The 25,003-nt window shown below is 73.5% G+C and carries 17 protein-coding genes; 9 read left to right on the top strand and 8 right to left on the bottom strand.

Annotated elements, in window-relative coordinates; genetic code table 11:
- Positions 1-684 carry an SGNH/GDSL hydrolase family protein gene (locus OHA72_RS38565; protein WP_327001008.1) on the bottom strand — a complete coding sequence of 228 codons (684 nt, stop codon included), beginning with the start codon at positions 682-684 and terminating at the stop codon, positions 1-3.
- A 77-nt stretch (positions 685-761) separates the two neighbouring features.
- On the bottom strand, positions 762-1,787 hold the full coding sequence (locus OHA72_RS38560; protein ID WP_327001007.1) for a methyltransferase: 1,026 nt from the start codon (positions 1,785-1,787) through the stop codon (positions 762-764).
- A 462-nt stretch (positions 1,788-2,249) separates the two neighbouring features.
- On the opposite strand from OHA72_RS38560, the gene OHA72_RS38555 reads away from it, so the two are divergent.
- The 4 genes from OHA72_RS38555 to OHA72_RS38540 all read left to right on the top strand — a co-directional run bounded on the left by OHA72_RS38555 (position 2,250) and on the right by OHA72_RS38540 (position 4,939).
- The gene (locus OHA72_RS38555) at positions 2,250-2,390 is read left to right on the top strand and encodes a hypothetical protein (RefSeq protein WP_327001006.1); all 141 of its coding nucleotides are present in this window, start codon (positions 2,250-2,252) and stop codon (positions 2,388-2,390) included.
- A gap of 209 nt (positions 2,391-2,599) precedes the next feature.
- On the top strand, positions 2,600-3,700 hold the full coding sequence (locus OHA72_RS38550; RefSeq protein WP_327001005.1) for a glycoside hydrolase family 11 protein: 1,101 nt from the start codon (positions 2,600-2,602) through the stop codon (positions 3,698-3,700).
- Between the two features lie 107 nt (positions 3,701-3,807).
- Positions 3,808-4,278: a hypothetical protein gene (locus OHA72_RS38545; protein ID WP_327001004.1), complete on the top strand. Its 471-nt coding sequence runs from the start codon at positions 3,808-3,810 to the stop codon at positions 4,276-4,278.
- Positions 4,160-4,939 carry a diguanylate cyclase gene (locus OHA72_RS38540; protein ID WP_327001003.1) on the top strand — a complete coding sequence of 260 codons (780 nt, stop codon included), beginning with the start codon at positions 4,160-4,162 and terminating at the stop codon, positions 4,937-4,939. The genes OHA72_RS38545 and OHA72_RS38540 overlap by 119 nt, the downstream gene beginning before the upstream one ends.
- Here OHA72_RS38540 and OHA72_RS38535 read toward each other — a convergent pair.
- Positions 4,894-5,196, bottom strand: coding sequence for a hypothetical protein (locus OHA72_RS38535; RefSeq protein WP_327001002.1), 303 nt, complete (start codon positions 5,194-5,196; stop codon positions 4,894-4,896). The genes OHA72_RS38540 and OHA72_RS38535 overlap by 46 nt on opposite strands.
- A 118-nt stretch (positions 5,197-5,314) precedes the next feature.
- On the opposite strand from OHA72_RS38535, the gene OHA72_RS38530 reads away from it, so the two are divergent.
- The 3 genes from OHA72_RS38530 to OHA72_RS38520 are packed head-to-tail and all read left to right on the top strand — an operon-like array spanning position 5,315 to position 11,561.
- Positions 5,315-5,812 carry a sigma-70 family RNA polymerase sigma factor gene (locus OHA72_RS38530; protein ID WP_327001001.1) on the top strand — a complete coding sequence of 166 codons (498 nt, stop codon included), beginning with the start codon at positions 5,315-5,317 and terminating at the stop codon, positions 5,810-5,812.
- Entirely contained in the window at positions 5,809-7,047 is a 1,239-nt protein-coding gene (locus OHA72_RS38525; protein WP_327001000.1) for a hypothetical protein, read from the top strand. The genes OHA72_RS38530 and OHA72_RS38525 overlap by 4 nt, the downstream gene beginning before the upstream one ends.
- Positions 7,044-11,561 carry an FtsK/SpoIIIE domain-containing protein gene (locus tag OHA72_RS38520; protein WP_327000999.1) on the top strand — a complete coding sequence of 1,506 codons (4,518 nt, stop codon included), beginning with the start codon at positions 7,044-7,046 and terminating at the stop codon, positions 11,559-11,561. Before OHA72_RS38525 ends, OHA72_RS38520 begins: the two co-directional genes overlap by 4 nt.
- Here the strand turns inward: OHA72_RS38520 and OHA72_RS38515 are convergent.
- From OHA72_RS38515 to OHA72_RS38495, 5 genes are all read right to left on the bottom strand, one after another.
- Positions 11,558-12,841 (bottom strand): hypothetical protein, encoded by a 1,284-nt coding sequence (locus tag OHA72_RS38515; protein ID WP_327000998.1) that lies wholly within the window; start codon positions 12,839-12,841, stop codon positions 11,558-11,560. The two genes, OHA72_RS38520 and OHA72_RS38515, sit on opposite strands and share 4 nt — an antisense overlap.
- Before the next feature lie 5 nt (positions 12,842-12,846).
- Complete coding sequence (locus tag OHA72_RS38510) at positions 12,847-13,398, bottom strand: SigE family RNA polymerase sigma factor (protein WP_327000997.1); 552 nt, start codon at positions 13,396-13,398, stop codon at positions 12,847-12,849.
- 150 nt (positions 13,399-13,548) lie between these two features.
- Positions 13,549-13,854, bottom strand: a complete 306-nt coding sequence (locus OHA72_RS38505) for a WXG100 family type VII secretion target (protein ID WP_327000996.1) — start codon at positions 13,852-13,854, stop codon at positions 13,549-13,551.
- A gap of 34 nt (positions 13,855-13,888) precedes the next feature.
- A complete protein-coding gene (locus OHA72_RS38500) occupies positions 13,889-14,806 on the bottom strand; it encodes a hypothetical protein (RefSeq protein WP_327000995.1) in 918 nt (305 codons plus the stop codon).
- 20 nt (positions 14,807-14,826) lie between these two features.
- Entirely contained in the window at positions 14,827-17,013 is a 2,187-nt protein-coding gene (locus OHA72_RS38495; RefSeq protein ID WP_327000994.1) for a hypothetical protein, read from the bottom strand.
- A gap of 202 nt (positions 17,014-17,215) precedes the next feature.
- Between OHA72_RS38495 and OHA72_RS38490 the strand changes: the two genes are divergently transcribed.
- Together OHA72_RS38490 and OHA72_RS38485 are read left to right on the top strand one after the other, a co-directional pair.
- A complete protein-coding gene (locus OHA72_RS38490; protein WP_327000993.1) occupies positions 17,216-22,444 on the top strand; it encodes a hypothetical protein in 5,229 nt (1,742 codons plus the stop codon).
- Entirely contained in the window at positions 22,441-24,852 is a 2,412-nt protein-coding gene (locus OHA72_RS38485; protein WP_327000992.1) for a right-handed parallel beta-helix repeat-containing protein, read from the top strand. Before OHA72_RS38490 ends, OHA72_RS38485 begins: the two co-directional genes overlap by 4 nt.
- Positions 24,853-25,003: the final 151 nt, after the last annotated feature.

Here is a 25,003-nt window from a genome sequence, read left to right as displayed (position 1 = left end):
TCAGGCGGCGAGCCGGGCGGTCACGGCCGTGGCCATGCCCTGCTCCCCCGCCGCGTTCGGGTGGAACGGCGCGGCCGTGTTCTCCGGCACGACCCCCTCGACCCAGCGCACGCTCCTGCTCCGGCACACGTCGTGCCCGATCGACGGCGTGTACACGTCGGCGTATTCGGCGCCGTTCGCCGTCGCGGTCCGGGCGAGCATCCCGTTGAGCGACTTCGCCACCGTGCGCAGGTACGGCACGTCGCCGTACGCGAACGGCACCACCGGCCAGCAGCCGTAGCCGCTGTCCGGCACGATCACCGGGTAGCCGACCACGACGATGCGGGCGTTCGGCGCGGCAGCCCGCACGGCCTGCACGACGGCGGCGACCTTCGGGGCGGTCGCGGTGATCCGCGCCTGCAGTTGGTCGGTGCCGCCGGCGGTGTACCGGTCCCGGCACGGCGTGCCGAAGGGGTTGCCGAGCCCGTCCTGCGCGCACGCGGACACGATGCCGGAGAAGCCGATGTCGTTGCCGCCGATGCCGATCGTGACCAGCGCCGTCGCGGCGGTTACCGCACTGACCTGGGCCGGCACGGGCAGCCCGAGCGTTCCCTTGCCGGCGTTGAGGATGTCGCCGGTCGTCGCGCCGCCGCACCGGACATCCAGCAGCGCCCGACCGGCCGCGCAGGCGTAGCCGAGGAACACCCCGATCTGGCTGTTTTCGACCCTCCCAAGGGATCGGCCGAGATCCCGCTCGACGCGGACCCGAAATCAGTGCCCGGTCAGGCACACACCGCCTCGAGGATCGACACATCTGATGCCGTCGCAACGACCCGCTCGAGCCGGAAACCGCAGGTCTGCAACAGCGACTCGTGTTCGCTGCGGGTGCGTTGCCTGCCCCCGGTGTGGATGAGCATCACGATGTCCATGGCTTTGGACCAGTCGGGCCCAGGGTCGTCGGGGATGACGCTCTCCACCAACAACAGCCGCGCATGTGGCGGAGCGGCCTTCCGTACGGCGGCCAGGATCGCCGTGGCCCGCTCGACGTCCCAGTCGTGGATCACGTCCATGAGCATGTAGGTGTCGCAGACCGGCAGCGGGTCCTTGAAGAAGTCGCCAGCTTGCAGCGTGAGCCGATCGGAGGCGATCTCCGCGGCACGCTCGATCACCGGGGGCAGGTCGAAAAGGATGCCCGTGGTTCGCTCGGCCGCGTCCACCACCGCCTGCAGTAGGTGTCCTCGGCCGCCGCCGATGTCGGCGATCGTTCCGCAGTCCGAGAAGTCGTAGGCGGCCAGGGCACTCGCGACCTGGATACGCGCCTTTGAGACCATCGCGGCGTCGAAGACCCGGCCCACCTCGGGATCACTCTGAATGATGGCGAAGAACCCGTCCGGATTCAGCTTGTTCGCGGCCGGGAGTCCAGTCTGGAGTGAGTAGTCGAAGTAACCCAGTTGCTTTGCAGTACGTTCGGTTCCGAATGTTGCCACGAAGTCACGCCAAGACTGGGGATGGTCGGAACGGAGCATTCGCGACGCGCCGGTGTGGGTGAAGCGGTCGTCGCTGGCCGCGAAGACGCCATGGGCAGCGAGGAGGCGAAGCACACGGCCGAGGGCCCCGGGATTCGCCCCGGTGGCTTCGGCCAGCTCCTCGGCCGTCCGCGGCGTGTCGTCGAGTGCGTCGGCGACGCTGAACCTGGCCACGGAGGCCAGACAGTGCCCGACAAACATGCCCCCGAGCGCCCCGGTCAGTGTGTCGAAGGGCCCCGTCTGTCGATCGATCGCGGCATGGTGATCATCACTGGCGGGCATGAAACGCCTCCGATTTGTCCCCGGCTGCACGCGACGGCGCAATCGTCGTCGTAATCATTGTGCGAGCCGTAAAGGCGTCGTCGACAGAGGGATAACCCTGGTTCGGTCCCGACGAAGCGTGTTGACTCAGCTGCGCCACGACCCGACTGCGTACCCCTGACAGGAGTCGAACCTGCATGCCGCCCGGTTCGGGTCGAACCTGGACAGTCGTCGGTCAGGACCGCCTCGATGACCTGGCGCTCGAGTGGAGTCAGGGGGCGGGGCAGGTCACCGCCCCGATCAGTCGATGCTTCCATGTTCGTCATCACGCTCCAGGGAACTTCGCGCGGATGAAGGCCGTGCTTTGCGGGATCAATGACATGTTCAAGCTTCTCCTGGAACGGCTACCTCGCGGGTGCGGAGGCGGCCAGGAACGGCAGTGCACGGGAACTCGGTTCAAGCTGGCCGGATGCCGTGTACGGCGTGAACCGGGACCAGCCGTTGCAGCGACCCGGTCACAGCGTCCACCGGGACACCCCGGCCACCGCCGCCGCGATCCGCACGCTGCGGTCGAGTGCGGACACGACGCGCCAGCAGCTGCGCCTGCCCGCCGCGACCTGGTAGCCCGGACCGTCCGGCCCGGCACGCGGAATTCTCACAACGGCGAAAGTTTCACGGCTGTGCCGCGGGTGCCGGTGAACCACGTCGGGCATTCCGCACGAATTCCCTGGTCAGTACGCTTGCCCAGTTTCGAAAAAATTGGACGCTGCAACGCGCGGATCACTCTGCCGTCATGCCCGAAAGTTGGCCTGACTTCGTGAAGGGAAGTTCGCATGAACAACGTTGCAACACATTCCACGGGCCGCGGCCGCCACCGCGGGAGGCTGCTCATCGGCGCCGCGTGCGCCGTCGTCGCCGCCGCGGCGTCGGTGGTCGCGCTGACCGGCACCGCCAATGCCGAGGCCGACCGGACCATCACGTCGAACACGACCGGCACGCACAACGGCTACTTCTTCACGTACTGGAAGGACAACGGCAACGTCACCATGACGCTGGGCGCCGGCGGCTCGTACAGCGTCCAGTGGGCCAGCGGCACCAACAACACCGTCGTCGGCAAGGGCTGGAAGCCCGGCTCCAACCACACCGTGAACTACTCCGGCACGTTCAACGTCAACGGCAACGGCTACCTGGCGCTGTACGGCTGGACCACCAACCCGCTCATCGAGTACTACGTGGTGGAGAATTTCGGCAGCTACAACCCCAGCACCAGCGCGCAGCGGCTGGGTTCGGTGAACACCGACGGCAGCACGTACGACATCTACCGCACCCAGCGCGTCAACCAGCCCTCCATCATCGGCAACGCGACGTTCTACCAGTACTGGAGCGTCCGGCAGCAGAAGCGGACCGGCGGCACCATCACCACCGCCAACCACTTCAACGCCTGGGCGAGCCTCGGGCTGAACCTCGGCTCGCACGACTACCAGGTCATGGCCACCGAGGGCTACCAGAGCAGCGGCAGCTCCAGCATCACGGTCAGCGAGGGCCCGGTCGTCGGGCCCACGTCGTCGTCGCCGCGGCCCAGCTCGCCGGGCGTGTCGAGCCCGCCGCCGAACGGCGGCACGTCCGCGTGCCAGGTGACCAACACCGTCAACCCCTGGAACACCGGGCTCACGGACAACATCACCATCAAGAACACCGGCACGACGGCCATCAACGGCTGGTCGCTGCGCTTCAACCTCGCCTCCGGGCAGACGATCACCTCCGGCTGGAACGCCACGTACTCGCCGAGCAGCGGCCAGGTGACCGCGACCAACGCCAGCTACAACGGCTCCCTGCCACCGGGCGCCTCGACGACGATCGGCTTCCAGGCCAACCACAGCGGCAACACCGGCGCGCCGAGCGGCTTCACGCTCAACGGCGCGGCCTGCAGCTGACCGACCGGTCGCGCCGGGTTCCGGGCACCTGCCGGACCCGGCGCGACCCGCGTCACCGCGGCGACGCTCCCCCTCAAGCCGGGGACGCCCCTGCCGAACTCACAGCCGTGGTCGTAGACGAGGCGCTGCTGCGCATGCGCCGGAACATCGAACGGGCCGGCCTGATCAGCCGGTCCGTCGCCGTCGTGTGGATCCTCACCTCGTTCCTGGCCCTGCCCCGGGCGGCCGGCCTGGCGCTGCCCGGCCCGAAGTGGCTCCTGGGCGCCGCGATGGCGCTGCCCGAGGTGCTGATCAACGTGGTGGCCGTGTACGCGCTGCGCAACGTGGCCAACCGTCGCTATCCGAGGCTGAGCGCGACCCTGGTCGCCGCGGACACCGCCACCATCATCGCGATCGTCTACGCCAGCAGCTCCGGCCCCCGAGCTGGTGCTCTGGCCGCTGCTCATCATCCCGATCATCGTGGCCGCCTACCGGCACCAGCTCACCGGCGCGCTGCTGACCTGGCTCGCGACCAGCGCCGCCGGGGTCCTGCTGTACTGGCAGGGGCGGCTCATAGCCGGCCGCCAGGTGGGCCGTGACCTGGTCACGGTCGCGCCGAGCCTGGAGCTGCTGGTCGCCCTGCTGACCGGGCTGCTGTCCCTGGCGCACCGCAACCATCTCGGCCAGCTGGCCACCGCCCGGGAGATGCTGCGGCGGCAGGCCCTGCACGACCCGCTCACCGGTCTGGGCAACCGCAACCTGCTGCACGAGCACGCCCGCGGCCGGTTGGGGGCCGGCGAGACGGTGTCGGTGCTGGTGCTGGACCTCGACGGCTTCAAGGCCGTCAACGACTCGCTCGGGCACGCCGCCGGCGACGAGCTGCTGCGCGTGGTCGCCCGCCGGTTGCTCGCCCACACCGGCGACCGCAACCTGGTCGCCCGGCTCGGCGGCGACGAGTTCGTGGTGATGCTGCACGGCACCGACGCGCGCACGGCCCACCAGACCGCCGAGCGGCTCCGCGCCGCGCTGACGGCCCCGATCGCACTCGCGGCCGGCGAGGACCAGCCGCCGCGGACCATCCGGATCGACGCGAGCATCGGGGCGGCCACCGCACGCGACGGCGATCTGGACGACCTCCTGCGCGCCGCCGACGCCGACATGTACCGCGTGAAGGCCGCCCATCGCATCCTGCGGCCGCCGCGTGCCGCCCGCAGCTACCTGGACAGCGGCGCGCCGATCGGCGTCGAGGTCGTCGCGTAGATCCGCACGAGGTCGTCGAACCGGTGCCGGCCGGTGGCGTCGGGTGGTGGGCGCAGGCCGGCGTGGACGAGCTCGTCGAGGCCTGCCTGCGCCGACGCGACGTCGACGCCGCCGAGGTCGGCGGCGCGGCGACCCGGATCGACCGCGATCCAGCGGCGGCCGGGACCACCGGCGCCGCGCCGCCCCGGGTCACGGCATCGAGCGGCGACGATCCGCGAAAGCCCCGCAAACCGCCCTCTCAGTTGGTGAACGGACATGCTGTGTTCACCGTGCGCTACCTGCAGGCAACCCAGCGCTGCCAGTGTGAGGCGCGGGAGCGCCCACGGAACGACGACCGGGTGTTCCGCACGATGCACCCGAGAGGCTGCGCACAACGTGAGCTCTGCCGATGCCGCCCGCGACCTCGGCGACCAGCGCGCCGCCCTGCACCGTTACGTGATCCGGCTCGTCGCCCCCGACCTGCACCAGGCCGAGGACATCGTCCAGGAGACCCTGCTGCGCGCGTGGCAGCACGCCGACCAGCTCGACTGGGCCGAGCGCCCGATCCGGCAGTGGCTGTTCCGGATCGCGCGCAACCTCGTCGTGGACGCGTGGCGCAAGGACCGCAGCGTGCCGATCGGCATCGCCGCCGACCTGTTCCCCGAGCGCGCCGACCGCAGCGACCTGGCCGAGGCCGTCGCCGACCGGCACCTGCTGCTCCAAGGCCTGCGGCAGCTGCCTGCGCAGCACCGGGAGGTGCTGTTCCACGTCCACCTGCTCGGGCGTGGCGGCGACGACACCGCGCACGCCCTCGGCATCCCCCGCGGCACCGTGAAGTCCCGCACCCATCACGCCCTGCGGGCCATGCGCGTCGCGCTCGGGGAGGCCGCATGATGTCGTTCCTCGCCGCGCACCGCGGCCCGATCAGCGCGCTGCTCGGCGGTCTCGGCCTGCTGGTGCTCGCCCTGGTACTGCTGCAGCGCTCGGTGCGCCGCGTCGGTGGCTGGCGGGTCGTGCGACGCCGCTTCGCCCGTGAGGTCCGCCAGACCGCGGCGGCGTTCGCCCGTCCGGTGCGCAGGTGGTGGCGGTACCGCCGGCGGCTCCGGCTCCTGCGCCGCCTCCTCGCCGACCCGCGGACCTGGGCGGCGGTCGAGACCGCGATGCGTGCGGTCCCGGCACCCGGCCGGCAGCCCTACGCGGCGATCGTCGCGGGTGCTTCGGTCGGCGTGTACCTGACCGGCACGCCGGGCGCGGCGCCGGACGACCCGGCCTGGACGGTCGACGAGGACGATCCGCTGCTGTGGTGGACGCCGTCCGACCCGGCGGCGGCCGGTGGCGCCGGCGCGGTGCTCGTCGCGGCCGGCGTGGAGGACGCCCGCGGCGGTGCCGTCTTCCTCGACCTGGCCGCGGGGCCCGCGACCCACGCCACCACCGGTGACGAACGCACCGCCCTCGCCCTCGTGCAGTCCGTCGCCGCCCAGCTCGAGGCCCGCCAGCCGGACGGCACGGTCACCATCGGCCCCGGCGTCCATCCCCGGTTCGAGGGCGCGACGATGACGGCGGCCACCGAGTTCCTCATCTGCGCCGGTGTACCGGACGCCGCCCGCCCGGATCTGCGCACCGTCCAGCTGGGTGGCGCCCGCGGCCACGCCAGGCTGCTCGTCGCGGACCGCACGGGTCTCGTGCGCCCGCTCGGCACCCCGCTCGTCCTCGACGTCACGCCGCTGCCGCGGTCGGTTGCCCGCACCCTGGGCACGATCCCGCCGGCGCCCCGCCTGCCGGCCACCGGTCCGGCCCTCGACGAGGACGCCTTCGTCGCCTCGCTCGACGACCTGCCACCCCGCCGGGCCGCCACCGCTCCCGCCACGCCCGCGCCTCCGACCACGACGGCCACAGCGCCGACCGCCGCGCCGGCGCCGGCCCCGATCCCGGCAACGGCACCGATCCCGGCAACGGCCACATCTGCAACGGCCACGTCGGCAACGGCCACCGAAGCCGCCCACGCAGGTGCGCCACCGGCCGGCGGGCGCGGCGAGGACGAGTTCGACGAGCCGGAACCCGCCGCGCTCGGGGTTTCCGCCGGTGCCCGGGAGACCACCCCGGCCGGCACGAGAGGCGAGCCGTCGTGAACCTCACCCTCAGCACCGTCGACGGGATCGACGGCACCCGCCGGGACCATCTCGTCGACCTGCCCGGCGGGTGCACCGTCGCCGAGCTCGGCGCCGCGCTCGACCGGCCCGCCGACGACGGCGGGCCCGGCAGGTTCCTTGCCGGTGCCGGTCCCGCGAGGAAGGTGTACCTCGACGGCGCCGAGGTGCCGCTCACCGCCGCCGTGCACGGCTCCGGCATCAGGTCCGGGGCGGTCCTCGGCCTCGGCCGGCCCATCCGGCGCGGGGACCGGGTCCGGGTCGCGTCACCCGACGCCGGGCCCGTCCTCGCCGAGGTCCACGTCGTGTCCGGCCCGGCGTCCGGGCGCAGCTTCCTGCTGACCGCGGGCAGCTGGGAGGTCGGCACCGCCGGGCACTGCGCGATCCGCGTCGACGGGCCCGACGCCCCGGCCGGTGGGCTCTGGGTGACCGTGTCGACCCGGGGCACCACGACCTGGCACCAGGATCCCGGCGGGGAGGGCGACGTCCGCCCCGCCGTCGTCGAGCGGCCGTACGCGTTCGACCCCGACACCGGGTTGACCCTGGAGGGTGCCGAGCGGCCACCCGTACCGGATGCGCAGGACGACGACGAGCACGGCAGGCGCTGGGAGCCGGGCACGGACCTGGCCGTCGGTCCGGTGCTGCTGCGGCTCGCCGAGCCCGTGGTCGCCGACGCGGCGGTCACGGACGCGGCCGACGGGATCGGGCTGGACTACAATCGGCCGCCGCGGATCGCGCCGCACCTGGACGCGGAGCGGGTGCGGCTGCCGAACCCGCCGACCCGGCCGCCGCGGCAACCGTTCCCGGCGCTGATGCTCGTCGCGCCCATCGTGCTCGGCCTCGTCCTCGTCGGGGTGTTCAAGTCCTACTTCTACCTGGTGTTCATCCTGTTCACCCCGGTCATGGCGATCACCAACTGGATGGTGGGGCGGCGCGGCAACCGCAAACAGCACGAGGAGCAGTGGCGGCGGTACCGGCTGCGGATGGACTCCCTGCAGCGCGAGGTCCACGACGCGGTGCGGCAGGAGCGGCACGTGCGGTGCGTGACCGGGCCCGACCCGGCGACCCTCGGCCTCGTCGCGACCGGGCCCGGGGTGCGGCTGTGGGAGCGGCGCCGCCGCGACCCCGACCACCTGCTGGTGCGGCTCGGCACCGCGGACCTGCCGTCGGTGAAGGAGATCGACGACCCGGGCCGCGACGAGAACCACCGGTCGGTGCGCTGGAACATCCGTGACGTACCGGTCGGCCTCGAGCTCGCCGAGTACGGCGTCGTCGGTGTCGCCGGCCCGACCGCGCCGGTGCAGGCCCTGGCGCGGTGGTTCGTCGCGCAGAGCGCCGTGCTGCACAGCCCCCGGGACCTGCGGGTCGTGGTGCTCACCGAACCGCAGCGCAGCGACGGCTGGGGCTGGGTCCGGTGGCTGCCGCACCTGCGCCCGGCCGGCGGCGGGGGCGGGCCGATGGTCAGTGTCGGCAACGACCCCGAAAGCGTCGCCAACCGCGTCGCGGAGCTGGTCGCCCAGTTGCAGGCGCGGCAGCGGGCGCTCGGCTCGTCGCTGGGCAAGGCCATGTTCACCGACCCGGACGTGCTGGTCATCCTCGACGGCGCGCGGCAGCTGCGGGACGTGCCGGGGGTGGTGCAGCTGCTCACCGACGGGCCGCGGGTACGGCTGTTCAGCATCTGCCTCGACGAGCAGGAGCGGCTGCTGCCGGAGGAGTGCACCGCGGTCGTGGTGGCGGCCGCGGCGACGGTGACGCTGCGCCGCACCGGCAACGCCGACCTCACCGGCATCCGCGCCGACCTCGTCGCCGTCGACTGGTGCGAGTGGCTGGCCCGCGCGCTCGCCCCGCTGCGGGACGTCAGCCCCGAGCACGACGCGGGGCTGCCCCGCGAGGTGCGGCTGCTGGACCTGCTGGACCTGGAGCCACCCGACCCGGCGGAGCTGCTGCGGCGGTGGGAGCGGCGCCCGGCGAGCACCACGTTCATGCTCGGCCGCGGCTACGACGGCCCCCTGGCCCTGGATCTGGTCCGGGACGGCCCGCACGGGCTGGTCGCCGGCACCACGGGTTCGGGCAAGTCGGAGCTGTTGCAGGCGTTCGTGGCGTCGCTCGCCGCCGCGAACCGCCCCGACGAGCTGACGTTCGTCCTGGTCGACTACAAGGGCGGCAGCGCGTTCCGGGAGTGCGCCGAGCTGCCGCACACCCTCGGCATGGTCACCGACCTCGACGCGCACCTGGTCCGGCGGGCGATGGAGTCCCTCGGCGCCGAACTGCGCCGCCGGGAACGGATCCTGGCCGACGCGCAGAGCAAGGACCTGCCCGCGTACCGCGCGAAGCGGGCCGTGGACCCGTCGCTGCCGCGGCTGCCGCGGCTGCTGCTGGTCATCGACGAGTTCGCCACCCTCGTGCGGGAGGTCCCGGACTTCGTGCCCGGCCTGATCGGCATCGCGCAGCGCGGCCGGTCCCTCGGCATCCACCTGATCCTCGCCACGCAGCGGCCCGCCGGGGCGGTCACCCCCGACATCAAGGCCAACACCAACCTGCGGATCGCGTTGCGGGTCACCGACACCGTGGAGAGCCAGGACATCATCGACACCGGCGAGGCCGTCACCATCTCCCCCGGCAACCCGGGCCGCGCCCTGGTCCGCGCCGGGCACCGCACGACCGTGCCGTTCCAGGCGGCCTGGGTCGGCGCCGGGCGGCACCCCGACGACGGCGCACCCGCCGCGGCCGCGCCGCTGCGCAGCGCCGAGCTGTCCTGGCAGCGCCTCGGCCGCCCCGTCGACCTGCCCTCCCCCGACATCGACCCGCACGCCCCGGCCGCGATCGTGCCGACGGACCTGCAGGTGTTCGTCGCCGCGGTGGTCGCCGCCGCCGGCGGCCTCGCCGACCTCGCCGCGCAGCCGAGCCCGTGGCTGCCGGCGCTGCAGGACCGGGTGCTGCTGCCCGAACTGACGGTGCAACGGGAAGGCCCGGTGCACGAGAGCGTGCCGCCGCTGATCCCGTACGCCCTGGAGGACGTCCCGCAGCTGCAGCAGCGCCGCGTCGCGACCGTCGACCTCGGCACGTTCGGCCACCTGTACGTGATCGGGGCGCCGCGCTCCGGCCGCACCCAGGTCCTGCGCACCATCGCCGGTGCCGCCGCGCAGCGCACCAAGGTCCGCGACGTCCACCTGTACGGCATCGACGCCGCCGGCGGTGGCCTCACCGCCCTGGAGGCGTTGCCGCACTGCGGCGGGGTCGTGTCCCGGCACGACATGGAACGCCTCGAACGGCTCCTGCGCCGGCTCGGCCGCGAGCTGACCGACCGGCAGGAACGCTGCGCCGCGCTCAGCTGCGCCGGGCTCGTCGAGCTGCGCCGCCGGGTACCCGCGGCGCAGCGGCCACCGCACATCCTGCTGTTCGTCGACGGCTGGGACGCCCTCGCCCCGGTCCTCGACGAGCACGACCAGGGCCGCCTGCTCGGCGACATCACCCGCATCGTGCGGGAGGGCGCCGCCGCCGGCATCCACGTGATCGCCACCTCCGAGCGGGCCCTGCTCGGCGGGCGGCTCGCCGCGCACAACGACCACAAGCTGCTGCTGCGCCAGGCCGACCGCAACGACTACCAGCTCGTCGGCATCCTGCCGAGCAAGGTCCCGGCGACGATCGCGGCCGGCCGCGGCTGGCACGTACTGTCGCGCACCGAGACGCAGGTCGCGCTCCTGGACCCCGACGACAGCGGCCAGGCCCAGGCCGCCGCCCTGCGCAGGATCGGCACCGCCGCCTCCCCGGCCTCCGCCGACGGCGGGCCGTTCACGGTCGCCGGGCTGCCGTCGAGCGTCGCGTTCACCGACGCCTACGAGCAGGTCCCGGCGGCGCTGCGCCGCCCGATGTGGGGGCTGCTCGGCGTCGGCGGCGACGACGGCACCGCGGTCGGCGTCGACCTCGCCACCACGTCGGCGTTCTACGTCGGCGGCCCGCCCGGCACCGGCCGCAGCAACGTCCTGGCCACCCTCGCCGTGTCGCTGCTCGCCGGCGGCACCGGCCTGGTCGTGTTCACCCCTCGGGAGTCACCGCTGCGGGCCCTCGCCCGGCATGCCCAGGTCCGGCTGTTCACCGACCCGGACCCGGGCAACGACGCCGTGCAGGAGGCGCTCGCCGAGCTGCGGGGCCCGGCGGTGGTGCTGGTCGACGACGCCGACCTGCTCACCACCCCCGCCGCCGACAAAGTGCTGCGGGCCGTGGCGACGTCCGGCCGCGACCACGGGCAGAGCGTCGTCTACGCCGGCGCGGCCGACGCCCTGTCGATCGGCCTCGGCGCCTGGCTCACCGCGGCCCGCCGGGCCCGCCGGGGCCTGCTGCTCGCCCCCCGGTCCGTCACGGAGGGCGACGCGATCGGCGCCCGCCTCACGTCCAGCCAGGTCCGCGGCGCCGCGCCGGTCGGCCGGGCCTACACGTCCGGCCCGGCCGGCACGGCGCTCGCGGTGCAGGTACCCCTGACGGTGCTGCGCGACTAGGACACCTGCGGCACGGCGCGGCGCCACTGCAGGCCGTCGGTGGAGACGTAGACCGCGTCGTCGGCGTTGGCGAGGTAGCCGCCGCCGGGGATCGCCCTCGGCATGCCCATACCGATGCGGTCCTCCGGCAGGCCGGTGAGGGTCACCTTCGTGTAGCGGGCGCCGCCGTCCCGGCTGATCCAGAACGACTGTTTGTCGTCGCGGCCCTGGTCCAGGATCACGTGCGCGCCGTCCGGTGTGACGTACGAGGCGCCGCCGCCGTACGACCAGGGTGCGGTGCCGCCGGGATCGACCTGCTGCCAGGTCTGTCCGCCGTCGGTGGTGCGGTGCACCCACACCTTCCCGCCGCCGTCGATGCCGTGGCCGGTCACCGAGACCATGTATCCCGTGTGACCGTCGAAGGTCGCCGTCCCCTCGCTGTAGCCCGAGGTGGCAGAGACCGGAATGTCGGTGAACACGTGGGTCGACCAGCTCCGCCCGGCGTCGTTGCTGACGGCCACGGCCGGCAGGCCGGTCCCGGGGTCGTTGCCGGCGATCCACAGGCTGCCCGTCGCGGTCCGCAGGAACGGCTGGGCGTCCTTGAGCGCCGGCGGATTCGCCAACGGTGCGGATCGCGCGAGCCGCGGGTCACCGGCCCGCAGCCCGCCGCCGTCCGGCAGATACATCCATTCGATCCACCCTTCGGCGGTCACCGCCGGCGTCGGCGTGTTCTGCTGCTCGACCGGCTTCCAGGTCCGCCCGCCGTCGAGGCTGACATAGTAACCGGACTCATTGAGCGCCCCCGGCGAGATCAGCTTCTCGGCGTGCGCCACGAGGATGTCGGTGGTCAGCGCGGTCAGCCGGATCGAGTCGAAGGAGCCGATGTCACGGCTGCGCATCTGCCAGGTCCGGCCCGCGTCGTCGGAGCGGACCAGGTCCCGCGTGCATTCGTACCAGTCCGTGGTCGGTGTCGCGCAGTCCAGGACGACCGCGTACAGGTGCTTGGCGTCACCGGACGCCGTGGCGGCGACCGTCCCGTCGTACGACCGCACCACCGGGCTGGGCTGGACGGGCCGGCTCGTCTGGCCGGACTGCGGTTCGGGCCGTGCCGGGTCCCCGTGGCCGCCGGCGGTGGCGAGCGCGACACCGGCGACCAGCGTGACCACGACCGCGCTCGCGGATGTCAGCGCCGCGGTGACCAGCCTGCGGTGCCGCCGCCGGCCCTGGCTGTAGATGTCCGCGGGCCGCAGGCGGCTCGGCGGCGCGGGAGTCCGGGCGAGTTCATCCAGCACTTCGGACATGTCGGTCACGGCGTTCCCTCCAGCGCGATGAGTGGGCGCATCCCGGACTCGTGGAGCGGGTCGTCCAGCAGCGCCCGCATCCTGGCCAGGGCCTTCGCGGTCTGGCTCTTGACCGTTCCCGCCGAGCAGCCGAGCGCCTCAGCGGCCTCGGCGACGTCGAGCCCCTGGTAGAAGCGGCAGACGAGCACGGCCCGCTGGCGCGGGGCAAGCTGGCGCAGCGCCGCGGCGAACATGACCCGGCGCGTGGTGGTTTCCGCGTTGTCGTCCGCCGCGGCCACGTCAGGCAGCTCGGCCTGGGTGCGTTCGCGGCGCCGCCACACGCGCCGGGTCTCGTCCAGGTACGCACGCACGAGGCAGGTGCGCACGAACGCGTCCAGCGCCGCCCTGTCCCGTACGCGATGCCAGCCGGAGGCCAGCCGGACGAACGCTGTCTGGGTGAGATCATCGGCCCAGTACCAGTCGCCGCACAGCAGGTACGCGGCGCGGCGGACAGCGTCCCGGCGGGCGACGAAGTACTCCTCGAACTCCCCCGCGCTGGAGTCCTCAACACTCGGCATGGCGCCTCCTTCCCCTATAGGGCGGCGCCATCGCAGCGATCGGTTGCCCGTGCCCCCGCACAAAATCCGCATCAGGGTCGAGCGCGTGGTTCAGCGAGGAAGGGTTCTGGCTGGTCATGCAGGACCAGGACGGGGGCCGGGTGCGGCGGGTCAGGAGCCGGCGGAGCGGATCTTGCCGGCCATGTCGACGTCCATCTCCTCCATGGAGGTGCGGATGTCGCGGAACTGCTTCGCGAAGTCGTTGATGCCTTTCATCGCGGCCAGCAGGCTGGTGTTGAACTTCTCGTACGACTCCTTCATCGCCGGGCTGGACTGCTGGAACACCAGGCCGTCCTCGAGGAGGTTGGCCACGTCGCTGCGCAGCGACTCCAGCATCGGCAGGATGTCGCGGACGGCGCCGTCAAGGCGGGTCGAGGTCGCCTCGATCTTGTCGTAGTCGAGTGAGATGTTGGGCATCGCGGGCTCCTTCAGTCAGGTCAGCAGTCGGAGGTCAGACGGCGGTCGGGTAGCTGGAGTAATCCGTGTCGTCCTGGGGGGTGGTCTTCTCGACCTCGTCCCACCGCGCGTACTGGTCCCCGCGCGTGTACTTCGTCACCGTGCCATCGCTCTCGGTCACGGTCATGGTGCCGCCGCCGCCCTCGTTCAGGGCGATCACCGTGTGCGTGGTCGAGCCGTCGCCGGACGTCGTGTCGGTCACCGACGAGCCGTGCTCCCCCGTCGTCGTCACCGAGTGTGTCGTACTGCCGTCGCTGTAGATCGTATCCGTCGTGTACGACGTGTGATCCGGCGTGTACGTCGTCGTCGAGGTGTACCGCTGGTCGCCGTTGACGACCGTGGTCTCCTCCTTGACCACGTTGTTGTTCTCGTCGAGCGTGAGGTGGGTGTGCACCGACCCGGTGTCGGTGGTGATCGTCAGGTCCGTCGGCGGCGGCCCGGGGTCGGTCGCGGAGCAGAACCCGGGCATCGCCCCGTCCGGGCCGGGCACGCAGTCGCCCCGGTGCGCCTGCAGGTAGTCCCAGGCGGCCTTGTCGTCCTTCCACTGGTCCAGGTCCAGGCTGGCGCCCATCATGCCCATCCCGTTGGCGATCTGGGCGTCGACGTCGAAGTAGCCGTCGGCCACCGCGCCGAAGATGTCGCCGAGCTCCCGCAGGTCGGACTCGGCCTTGCTCATCGGGTGCTGGGCCATCCGGTACAGGCTGCGGAACGACCCAGCCAGCCCGTCGTTGCCGAACACGGCGTCGGAGTCCTCGTACTCGATGCTGCCGACCTGCGAGAACGCCGTGTCGCCGAGCTTCGGCCCGATCCGGTCGGCCAGATCGTGCAGGTCCTTCTTGGCCTCGTGCAGCAGTCCGTAGTCGATGGCGAAGTCGGGCAACGCGGCCTCCTCTCGTGGTTCCGCCTCGACCACGTGTGAACCGTCCGGCAGGTTCACACGTGGTCATGCAGATCCGTCGAGAGGGGGTTGTCCGCGTGCCACGACCCACCGACTGGGACAAGGTCGGCCTCGGCGCCGACCCGACCCCCGGCGACCCGGCCCGCATCGACGAGGTCATCACCTCGCTGCGCAATCTCGGCACCGTCGCCCGGGAGGTCGACACCGCGCTCGCCGCCGTCCTGGACACCGCCGGACCCGAGGCGTTCGCCGGCAAGACCGCCGAGGCGCTCCGGGAGAAGATCAGCGGCCGGCTGCGCGGGTTCGTGCAGAGCCTCGCCGAGGCGTTCGAGTGGTCCACGACGGCGCTCACCACGTACGTGGCGGTGATGCGCGACGAGCAGTGGCGCGCCGACCAGGCGCTCACCCAGGCGCGCGGCATGGCCGAGGACGACCCGGGCCGGCAGGCGCTCACCGACACCGCCCGCACCGCCGGGGAGAGCCAGCGCACCACGGCCGACAGCGCGTCGAACCGGATCGTCGAGGCGTACCAGAACATCAAGCAGCCCGTGTCCGGCTGCGAGGAGTTCTGGGAGATCTTCAAGTGGATCGCGATCGCACTGATCCTGCCGGCGCTGGTCTTCGGCGGCCCGATCGCGCTGGTGGCCATCGGCGTCAACCTGGCGCTGTTCATCAAGACCGCGGTCGACTTCGCCCACGGCAAGGCCAGTGCCCTGGAGTTCTTCCTCTCCGCCCTGGGCATCCTCGCCCCGACCACCCGGGCCGTGCCGATCTTCCAGCTGCTCGCGGCCGGCGCGAAGTTCGCCTGGAACGGGCTCAAGGCGGGCGCGTTCGCCGTGTTCAAGTTCTTCGGCAACGCGTTGCGCGGCATCATCAGCCACCCGTTCGTCATCTTCCCCGGCCTGCACGACATCGCGACCGTGGCCGGCACCTGGATCCGCAACGGCGCCCTCTGGTTGCGCACCGGCATCACCGACCTGCCCGCGCTGACCGGCATCGCCCTGTCCAAGACCGGCCTGTTCATCGTCAACGGGGTCAAGGGCATCCAGGCGTTCGCCACCGGCATCCCGTCGATGGTCGCGAAGTTCGGCAGCAGCACCTGGCAGTTCCTGAAGACCGAGTTCGGCGGCAACCGCTGGCTGCGGCTGTTCCTGCCCGCCGAGGCCGACGAGCTGCACCTCGGGGTGTGGAAGGCGATGAAGCTCGCCGTCGTGGACCGCGGCATCATGGGCCATCACCTGTACGGCCTGCCCCGCCCGCACGTCTTCCTCCCCGAGGGCGGTGGCGGCGGCGTGCACCTCGACCTCAACGACGTGCGCACCGGCAACCTCGCCGTCCCGCCGCGGATCGAGCACGTCAACGTCGGCTCGTTCGAGGGCGCCGGCCGGATCACCCCGACCCCGCCGACGCTGCAGCTGCACTCCACCATCGGCGACGGCATCCACTTCAGCGCCGACGCCGTGCGCAGCATCGACGCCATCATGCTGTCGCCGATCGACACGCTGTCCCGGCTGCGCCTGGAAGGCCTGACGAACGGCGCGCCGGTCCTGCACACCGTCGACGCGGGCACCGGCGTCAGCGCGGGCGTGCACCTGCAGCCGGTGTCCCCCGCCCAGCACGCGGGCGCCGGGAGCAACCTGCACCTGCCGGCCGTCTCCGCGGTCACCGCCCCGCCGCCGGGCGCGCTGCTCGGCGGGGTCCATCTGGGCGAGACCGGCTCGATGGCCGGCGCGGTCCACCTGACGCCGCCGGGTGCCGTCACGCACGCCGCAGTCCCGCCGGCGAGCGTCCTGGCCAACGCCGTGCCCCCGCCGACCGCGGCGACCCATGTGGGTGCCTCGCCGGTGGGCCTGCACCACGGCGCTCCGGCACCGGTCGCTCTCGGTGACGCCGTCACGTCCGGCACGCTGACCCATGCCGCCCCGCCCGCCGTCCACAATGGATTCACCACGGCGACGCACCTCGGCACGCCGCCGCCGTCGGTGCACACCGGGGCGATGGACCTGCTCGCCCAGCACCCGGGTGCGGCGCCGGCGGCCCACACGCTGATCGGCACCCCGGGCGGCGCGGTCAACGGCGCCGGGGCCCGCATCGGCGACCACGCCGGCCTCGCGGTCGGCGCCCAGCACGTGACCCAGGATCTCGGCGCCCTGGGCCGCAACGTCGACACCCCACCGGTGTCGCAGCTCGTCGTCACCCGCCTCGACGGCGTCTCCGCCCACGCGGGCCGACCGGACCCGGGGCGACGCCCGCCCACCTCGCCGGCGCCCCGCCGGCCCTGCACGGCGCCACCGGCCAGGCCCTGCACGCGACCCCGACCCCGATGCCGCACGGCGGGGTGCACCGGAGCCGACCGGTCTCACCGGCGCGGGCGGACCGCTGGGCCGCGGCCTCGACACCCCGCCGGGCGGGCCGGGCGCCGCGATGCAACCGCCGGGCGTCTCCACCAACCCGGCGCATCTCGCCGGCTCCCCGGGCGGTGGGGGTGCGACGGCCGGCACGCACCTCGGTACCCCACGCAACCCCATGCCCGACGAGCTGCTCGCGCCGATCACCGTGCACATGCCCGATACCCGGTCCCTCAGCGGCTCGGGCGCGCGGGTCGCCGACCACACGAGTCTCGCCGACACCGCCCGCCGCGCCGCGCCCACGCCGGCACCGGGACCGGTCGGTCGCGCCGGCGACGACACCGACGCCGGCGCCACCCCGCCACCCGGCGGTGCGGCCGGTGCCGGGGTCGACCCGGTCACCGTGACCCTCGCGCTCGGCCTGCTGCAGACCCAGATCAGCCGGGGCGCCCCGCACGCCGGCGGCGCCGCGGTCCGCGACGTCGCCGCCACACCACCACCGCCGGCGAGCGGACGGCCGACCGGCGCCCAGCTCGACGCCGCCTGGCAGCGCGACAGCGACCGCATCGCCGGGCTGTTCGGTGCCCTCGACGACCCGCTGCGCCGGCAACGCCTCGACGCGTGGGGCGCGTACGCCGGCGCCCGCACCGAGCTCGGCCGGGTCGAGGCGATGTGGGACGACATCCGGGCCCGGCCCGGCCAGTCCTCCAGCGGCCCGGGCCTCGCCCACGTGCACGCCGAACGCACCCACCAGGCGGCGCTGGCGAAGGTGACCCGGCTGGAGGCCGACCTGCGCGGGCTCGGTGTCAACCCGGCCGCCATGGACGCCCGGATCTCGGAGCTGACCGCCCGGTCGCTGCGGGACCGGCCGCGGCTGCCCGGCGGCGGCCAGACGGTGTCGGCGATGCTGCACGACCTGTGGGCCGGCGCCCCGATCGAGGGGCACGTGCTGCTGCGCGGCGCCGACGGCGGCGGCCTCGGCCTGCGGGTCGAGGAGCACGTCGACGCGGCCGGCGCGGTGCAGCTGCGCCTGCTGGACGACGACGGCGCCGTGGTCGTCAACCGCACCGTCACCGAGCACGACGGCGGCTACCAGGTCGGCGACGGCGCCGGGTTCCAGCGCTTCGACGCCGACGGCGACCTCACCGAGATCGGCACGGTCCTGCGAGGACTGGACGGGCACAACCTCGACGGCCGGTTCGTCGTGGAGCCCACCGGCGGGTACGCGGCCGGCGGCGTCCGGATCGAGAGCACCGGCGGGCACGCGATCACCCAGCACGGCACCGGGTTCCAGGTCGCCGACGGCGCCGGGTTCCACCGGTTCGACGCCACCGGCACCGCGACCGCCACCGGCCGCCCGCTGCGGGACGCGACCGGCGCCCCGATCGGCGGGCAGTTCGTCGTCACCCACGGCGCGGGCGGCACCGTCGTCGAGGTCGCCGACCCCCGGTTCACCGTGGTCGCGCACGGCGGAGGGTTCCAGGTCACCGACACCGCGGCGCACAACGCGTTCCAGCGCTTCGACAACACCGGCACGCTGACGGAGACCGGACGCCCGCTGCGCGATGCCGGCGGCGGGGTGCTCGGCGACCGGTTCGTGGTCACGCCGACGGGCGGCGCCCCCGCCCGCATCGAGGTGACCGACGCCAGGTTCACGGTGGCGGTCCACGGCGCCGGGTTCCAGATCACCGACACCGCCGCGCACAACGCGTTCCAGCGCTTCGACAACACCGGGGCGCTGACCGAGACGGGACGGCCGCTGCGCGACGCGGGCGGCGGCGTGCTCGGCGACCGCTTCTTCGTCACCGGCGCGGGCAGTCGCATCGAGGTGACCGACCCCCGCTACACGGTCGCGCCGCACGGCGCAGGCGGGTTCCAGGTCACCGACACCGTTGCGCACCAGGCGTTCCAGCGCTTCGACAACGCCGGGACCCTCACCGCGACCGGGCGCCCGCTGACCGACGCGGGCGGCGGGGTCCTCGGCAACCGGTTCTTCGTCACCGACGCGCACGGCGCCGGCGGCGCGATCGAGGTGACCGACGCGCGCTACGCCGTCGCTCCGCACGGCGGCGGGACCCAGGTCACGGACACCGCCGCGGGCAACGCGTTCCAGCGCTTCGACGGTACCGGCGCGCACATCCAGACCGGAACGCCGGTGCGCAACCTCGCCGGGCAGGCCGACCGGGTCGTGGTCAACCCGGCCGCCGGCGGTGCCGGGCACGTGGAGAGCCTCACCGGCGTGCGGATCCACGGCTGGCAGGTCGCCGCCGACGGCACCGGCTACCGCATCACCGACCAGCTCGGCCTGCACACCGGGGAGTTCCGGCGGTACGACGCCGCCGGCAACCTCCTCGAACAGTCCTTCAACGTGCTGCGCGACGCGGCCGCCACGACCCGGCAGCTCGTCGTCGACGCCGCGGGCCGCACCTGGCGCCTCACCGACAACGGCCTGCCGCTGCCGGCCGCCGGCGCGTTCCACACCGGGACCCTCGACGCGGCCGCCGCCGGCACCGGCCGGGTGCGGCTGCTCAACCGGGCCGGCGCCGAGGTCTTCGACCGGCGCCCCATCCCCGGCGGCACCAGCCTCGACGTGTTCCGCCGCATCGACGGCGACTTCGGCCGCACCTCGCAACGCCCGCAGTGGGTACAGCTCACCGCCGACGGCCGGGTCGTCGATCACGGCGTGCGGCGCTTCGACACCAACGCCGTCGGGTGGCGCGACGTCAACCACAACGGCCGGCTCGTCCACGAGTTCCGCCAGGGCATCGGCGGCGGCGACGTCGCCGGGCTGCGCGGCCCGCTCGGCGACTGGACCTGGCACCGCTTCGACACCGCCGGCAACCGGCTCGGTCACGGCCCCCGCACCATGGACCGCGACGGCGGCTGGACCGACCGCCTCCCACCGGCCGGCGGCAACCCGGGCCCCGTCGTGCAACGGCAGTGGGGCACCGCCCACGCACCCGCCAACGCCGGCATGTACCAGCAGTTCGACCTCGGCGCCGGCGGCGTGCGCCGCGACACCTGGCAGGCGCAGTCCCCGCACGGCAAGGACGCCGGCAAACTCGAGACACTGCCGACCGGCGACCGCCTCGAGACCCGCCGCTGGTCGGAGCAGCGGCCGCCGCAGTGGGCCCGCACGTTCCTTGCCGGCGTCGACTCCGACGTGTTCCGCGCCAACCCGCACCTGCGCACCGACACCCGCTTCCAGCTCTTCGAGTGGCGCCGCCTCGACCAGCACGGCAACCTGCAGACGCAGGGCTTCCGGTTCGTGAGCATGAACGACAGCACCTACGACTTCACCAACACCGGCCGGTTCGTGCGCTCCAGCGCCAAGCTCGACCACGGCAACACCCTCAAGGTCGGCCACGACGTCGTCGACCTCCCGCCGACCGCGGTCCGCGACGCCAACCGCATCCCGTGGAGCGAGGGCAACGGCAAGCTCTCCGGGCACCGCGTCAACGTCGGCCCGCACCCCGACGGCCGGATCTGGGAGGACCGGTTCGTCGCCGGGCAGCAGCACGGCAACTGGTACGAGTTCGGCGGCCAGCAGCACTCCGTGGCTCGGGCCGGCTACGCCGACGGCTCGATCAAGGAGTTCCACCGCCCGCCCGCGCCCGGCGCCGCCGACGGCGGCATCGCCGGCCGCGGCGCCGCCCACGAAGGCACCGGCGTCTGGGTGCGCAAGGACCCGCACGGCGTCATCGTCGGCCGCGCCGACGACTGGCCCGACCCGGCCGGCGGTGTCCACCGCATCGAGGCCAACGCCCCGGACGGCCCCGGGAAGTGGAGCTGGTCCGGCTACGACGCCCGCAGCGACAGCCGCACCTGGCAGTGGCGTGACGGCGCCGGGCAGACCGGCACCCGCGAGTACGGGCGCGGCTTCAACGGCCCGCACGCCACCTACGACGACTCGTTCCGCGACACCATCCGCGGCGCCGACGGCCACCAGGTCCTCATCCGCGAACGGCGCATGCTCGACAGCGGCGGCTACGTCGACTCGTGGCGGGTCGACCTGCCCGGCGGCGGCCACGAGTGGCACTGGCGGAAGATCGACAGGTACGGCAACGTCGCCGCCGCGCCCGGCGCGAACCCGCTGCGCCGCTGGTGGGACACCAACGCGAACAACGGTGCCGGTGGCTGGGTCGCCGACTGGTTCGGCGGCGCCACCCGCTTCCGCGACGAGGTCACCGACGGCGCCGGCGCGGCCGTCACCGTCCGGGAGATCCCGGCCGGCGCGGAGATCGGCCGGATCCGCGAATACAACCTCACCACCCCCGGCGCGTGGCGCGAGTTCGACATGGGCGCCACCGTCCGGGAACGCTCGCAGATCACCGGCGGGTTCCTCGAACGCGACGCCTGGCGCGGACAGTGGCGCCAGTACGACAACGCCGGCCTCACCATCGCCCGCCGCACCGACGACGGTTACGTCTTCGAACGCGCCAACGGCGCCTGGGAGCGGGTCGGCCGCGAACTGGACTACCGCGGCGGCGTCACCGAGGTCCGCGGCTGGAACCGGCGCATCCGCGAGGCCAACCGCATGGAATGGGGCGGCGAACTGCGCCTCGGCACCCACACCGAGGCGCTGTACGAACCGTACTGGAAGCTCGCCCTGCAGAAGGCCGCGCTGGAGTTCACGCAGGAGTTCCTGCTGGAGTTCGCCGCGAACATCGCCGTCAACGGCATCGTCGACGCGATCGCCGGCACCCAGTTCAACGGCAAGGACGTGCTCAAGGCGTTCGCGAACGCCGCGGTCGGCGCGTCCGTCAAACAGGCCGTCGGCTCGCTGGTGCACGACAACAAGTTCGGCGCCATGCAACGCTCCGGCGACTGGAAGGCGGGCCTGGCCAACATCGACGGCGGCAAGGGCTGGCACCGCAAGCCGCTCAACCACGACAAGCACTGGTCCAACGAGTGGGCCGGCAACGAGACCGCGACCCGCTGGCGCGGCGGCACCTACGACTTCGCGTTCAACGTGCCGGTCGCAGGGCTCACCGGGTTCGTCAACGGCAGCATGAACGCCGCCGTCTTCGGCATCACCAACGCCAACGGCGAGACCGTCTACCTCATCGGCGGCGCCGCCGCCTTCGACGGGTTGCTGTCCGCCGCGGCCGGCGTCACCGGCGCCGTCACCACCAGCATCGCCAAGACGCTGTTCAACTCCGGGCTCGGCGGCCGGGCGTTCCACCGCCAGGGCCTCGCCGAGTTCGCGTTCCAGCTGCCCTGGAAGATCATCGAGAAGACGGTCACGTCACAGCTCCTCAAGGAGTTCCGCATGCACGACAACCCCTGGTACTACACCAAATGACCAGGGCCCTCACCGTCGGCGGGGCGCGCGGCCGCGGCACCCACCGCACCATCGCCGAGGCGGTGCGCGCCGCCGCGCCCGGCGACACCGTCACGATCGCCCCGGGCCGCTACGCCGAGGAGGTCCGCCTCGACAAGGACGTGCACCTGCGCCCCGAGCACGGCACCGGCAGCGTCGAGCTCACCGCGGCGCTGGTGGTCACCGCGGCGGCGGCCACCGTCACCGGGCTCGTCGTGCGCGGCCTGGACCCGTCCCGGCCCGCGGTGTCGGTCCTCGACGGCGCCGGCGTCGTCCTGGACCACGTCGAGGTCCACAACGGACGGATCGAGGCCCGCGCCGTCGACGCCGTCGCCGCCGTGGTCCTGCGCGACGTCGCCGTGCACGGTGCCGCCGGCACCGCCCTGCACCTCGCCGGCGACGTGAAGGCCGAAGCGTTCGACGTGCGCCTCGACACCGTCGCCGGGGTCGGGATCGTGCTGTCCGGCGCCGCCCAGCTCGCCGCGGTCCGGCTGCTCGTCCGCGCCACCGACGGCTCCGGGATCCGGGTCCGTGGCACCGCCCGGCTCACCCTCATCGACTGCCGGATCGACCGGGCCGGCCGCAACGGTCTCCTCGTCGAGGACGCCGCCGCCGCGGTCGCCGAGGAGACCCGCATCGACACGTCCGGCGCCGCCGCCGTCCAGGCCTCCGGCGCCGCCCGGGTCCGGCTCACCGACTGCCGGATCACCGGACCCTGCGCCAGCGGCCTCGTCGTCGCCGACGACGCCGAGCTCACCGCGACCGGCTGCACCGTGCGCGACACCGCCGCCAACGCGCTGCTCGCCGTCGGCGCCGCCCACGCCGTGCTGGACGGCTGCCTGCTCACCGCCGCCGGGTTCAGCGCCGTGCACACCGCCGGCACCGCCGAGGTCCACCTCACCGGCTGCCGGGTCCTGCGCGGCGCCGAGCACGGCGTCCACGCCGTCGAGCAGTCCCGGGTCACGCTCACCGACTGCGACCTGCGCGACCTCACCATGACCGGCGTGCACGCCGGCGACCGCGCCACCCTCACCGCCGACGGCTGCACGATCACCGACGTCGCCACCGGCATCAGGGTCGCCTCGTCCGAGCCCGCCGAGGTGCGGCGGTGCGCCGTGCTGCGGCCCAGGGAGGTCGGCGTCGAGGTCGTCACCGGCGGCGCGCTCACCCTGGCCGGCGGTCGCGTCACCGACGCCGCGGCGGCGGGCATCGTCATCGACACGGCGGCCGCGGTACGGGTGAGCGCCACCGACATCACCGGCGGCGCCGGCTCCGGCCTCGTGGCGTGGACCGGCGCCCGGCCTCAGGTGGAGGGCCTGCGCGTGGACGGGGTCGCGAAGAACGGCATCTACGTCGCGCCCGGCGCCGGCGGGCAGTACACCCGCTGCGACGTGACCGGCACGAAGTTCGCCGGCCTGCACGTCGGCGCCGACGCCGACCCCACCTTCGAGCACTGCCGCATCCCGGACACCAGCACCGAACCCGGCTCCCGGGCCACGTTCTCGCAGTGCACCATCGGCGACGCCCTGCTCTCGCCGGCCCTGCCGTCTCCCGGCGCCGTCGATGGGGTGGACATCCCCGACGAGTCGCTCGACGACCTCCTCGGCGAGCTCGCCGAGCTCGTCGGCCTGGACCGGGTCAAACGCGACGTCAGCACCCTGGTCAAGCTCATGCAGACCGTCCGCCGCCGCGAGGAGGCCGGCCTGCCCGCCCCGCCGCTGAGCCGGCACCTGGTCTTCGCCGGCAACCCCGGCACCGGCAAGACGACCGTCGCCCGCCTGTACGGCAGGCTGCTCAAGGCGCTCGGGCTGCTGCGCCGCGGCCACCTCGTCGAGGTCGACCGCAGCGCGCTGGTCGGCGAGTACGTCGGCCACACCGGGCCGAAGACCGCCGCCGCCGTCACCAGCGCCCTCGGCGGTGTCCTGTTCATCGACGAGGCCTACTCCCTGGTGCCCCGCTTCGGCGGCAACGACTTCGGTCAGGAGGCCATCGCCACCCTTGTCAAGATGATGGAGGACCACCGCGACGACGTCGTCATCATCGTCGCCGGCTACCCGGGCGAGATGGATCGGTTCATCGGCGCCAACCCCGGCCTCGCCTCCCGCTTCACCCGGACCCTGCACTTCGACGACTACGACACCGCCGAGCTGGTGTCCATCGTCGAGCACCAGGCCGCCGGTCACCGGTACGAACTCACCGACGTCTCCCGCGCCGGCCTCGTCGACTACTTCACCGCCCTGCCCCGCGGCGAAGGGTTCGGCAACGGCCGGCTCGCCCGCCAGGTCTTCCAGGAGATGACCGAACGGCAGGCCCAGCGCGTCGCCGAACTGCCCGACGCGACCGGCGACGACCTCGTCCTGCTCGCCCCCGAAGACCTCCCCACCCGATAGCCGACTGGAGCAGCCATGTCCCCGTTCGCCGACGCCTTCACCCGGCGCCCCGCCGTGCCCCGCCGCGGGTTCATGCCGGCGCCCCGCGTGTTCGTGGTGCTGGGTGTCGTCCTGGCGGCTGCCGTCCTGCCGTTCGTCCTGCCCGCGGCCT

The organism is Dactylosporangium sp. NBC_01737 (assembly GCF_035963215.1).
Lineage (GTDB): Bacteria > Actinomycetota > Actinomycetes > Mycobacteriales > Micromonosporaceae > Dactylosporangium.
The sequence above is the reverse complement of the archived record's forward strand: the minus strand, read 5'-3'. Positions and strand labels throughout refer to the sequence as shown.

Excerpts from the sequence above, each read along its gene's own strand:
- OHA72_RS38490 (WP_327000993.1), top strand. The coding sequence starts at position 17,216 with ATGCAACCGCCGGGCGTCTCCACCAACCCGGCGCATCTCGCCGGCTCC.
- OHA72_RS38550 (WP_327001005.1), top strand. The coding sequence starts at position 2,600 with ATGAACAACGTTGCAACACATTCCACGGGCCGCGGCCGCCACCGCGGG.
- OHA72_RS38525 (WP_327001000.1), top strand. The coding sequence starts at position 5,809 with ATGATGTCGTTCCTCGCCGCGCACCGCGGCCCGATCAGCGCGCTGCTC.
- OHA72_RS38505 (WP_327000996.1), bottom strand. The coding sequence starts at position 13,854 with ATGCCCAACATCTCACTCGACTACGACAAGATCGAGGCGACCTCGACC.
- OHA72_RS38535 (WP_327001002.1), bottom strand. The coding sequence starts at position 5,196 with ATGTCCGTTCACCAACTGAGAGGGCGGTTTGCGGGGCTTTCGCGGATC.
- OHA72_RS38485 (WP_327000992.1), top strand. The coding sequence starts at position 22,441 with ATGACCAGGGCCCTCACCGTCGGCGGGGCGCGCGGCCGCGGCACCCAC.
- OHA72_RS38560 (WP_327001007.1), bottom strand. The coding sequence starts at position 1,787 with ATGCCCGCCAGTGATGATCACCATGCCGCGATCGATCGACAGACGGGG.
- OHA72_RS38510 (WP_327000997.1), bottom strand. The coding sequence starts at position 13,398 with ATGCCGAGTGTTGAGGACTCCAGCGCGGGGGAGTTCGAGGAGTACTTC.
- OHA72_RS38515 (WP_327000998.1), bottom strand. The coding sequence starts at position 12,841 with ATGTCCGAAGTGCTGGATGAACTCGCCCGGACTCCCGCGCCGCCGAGC.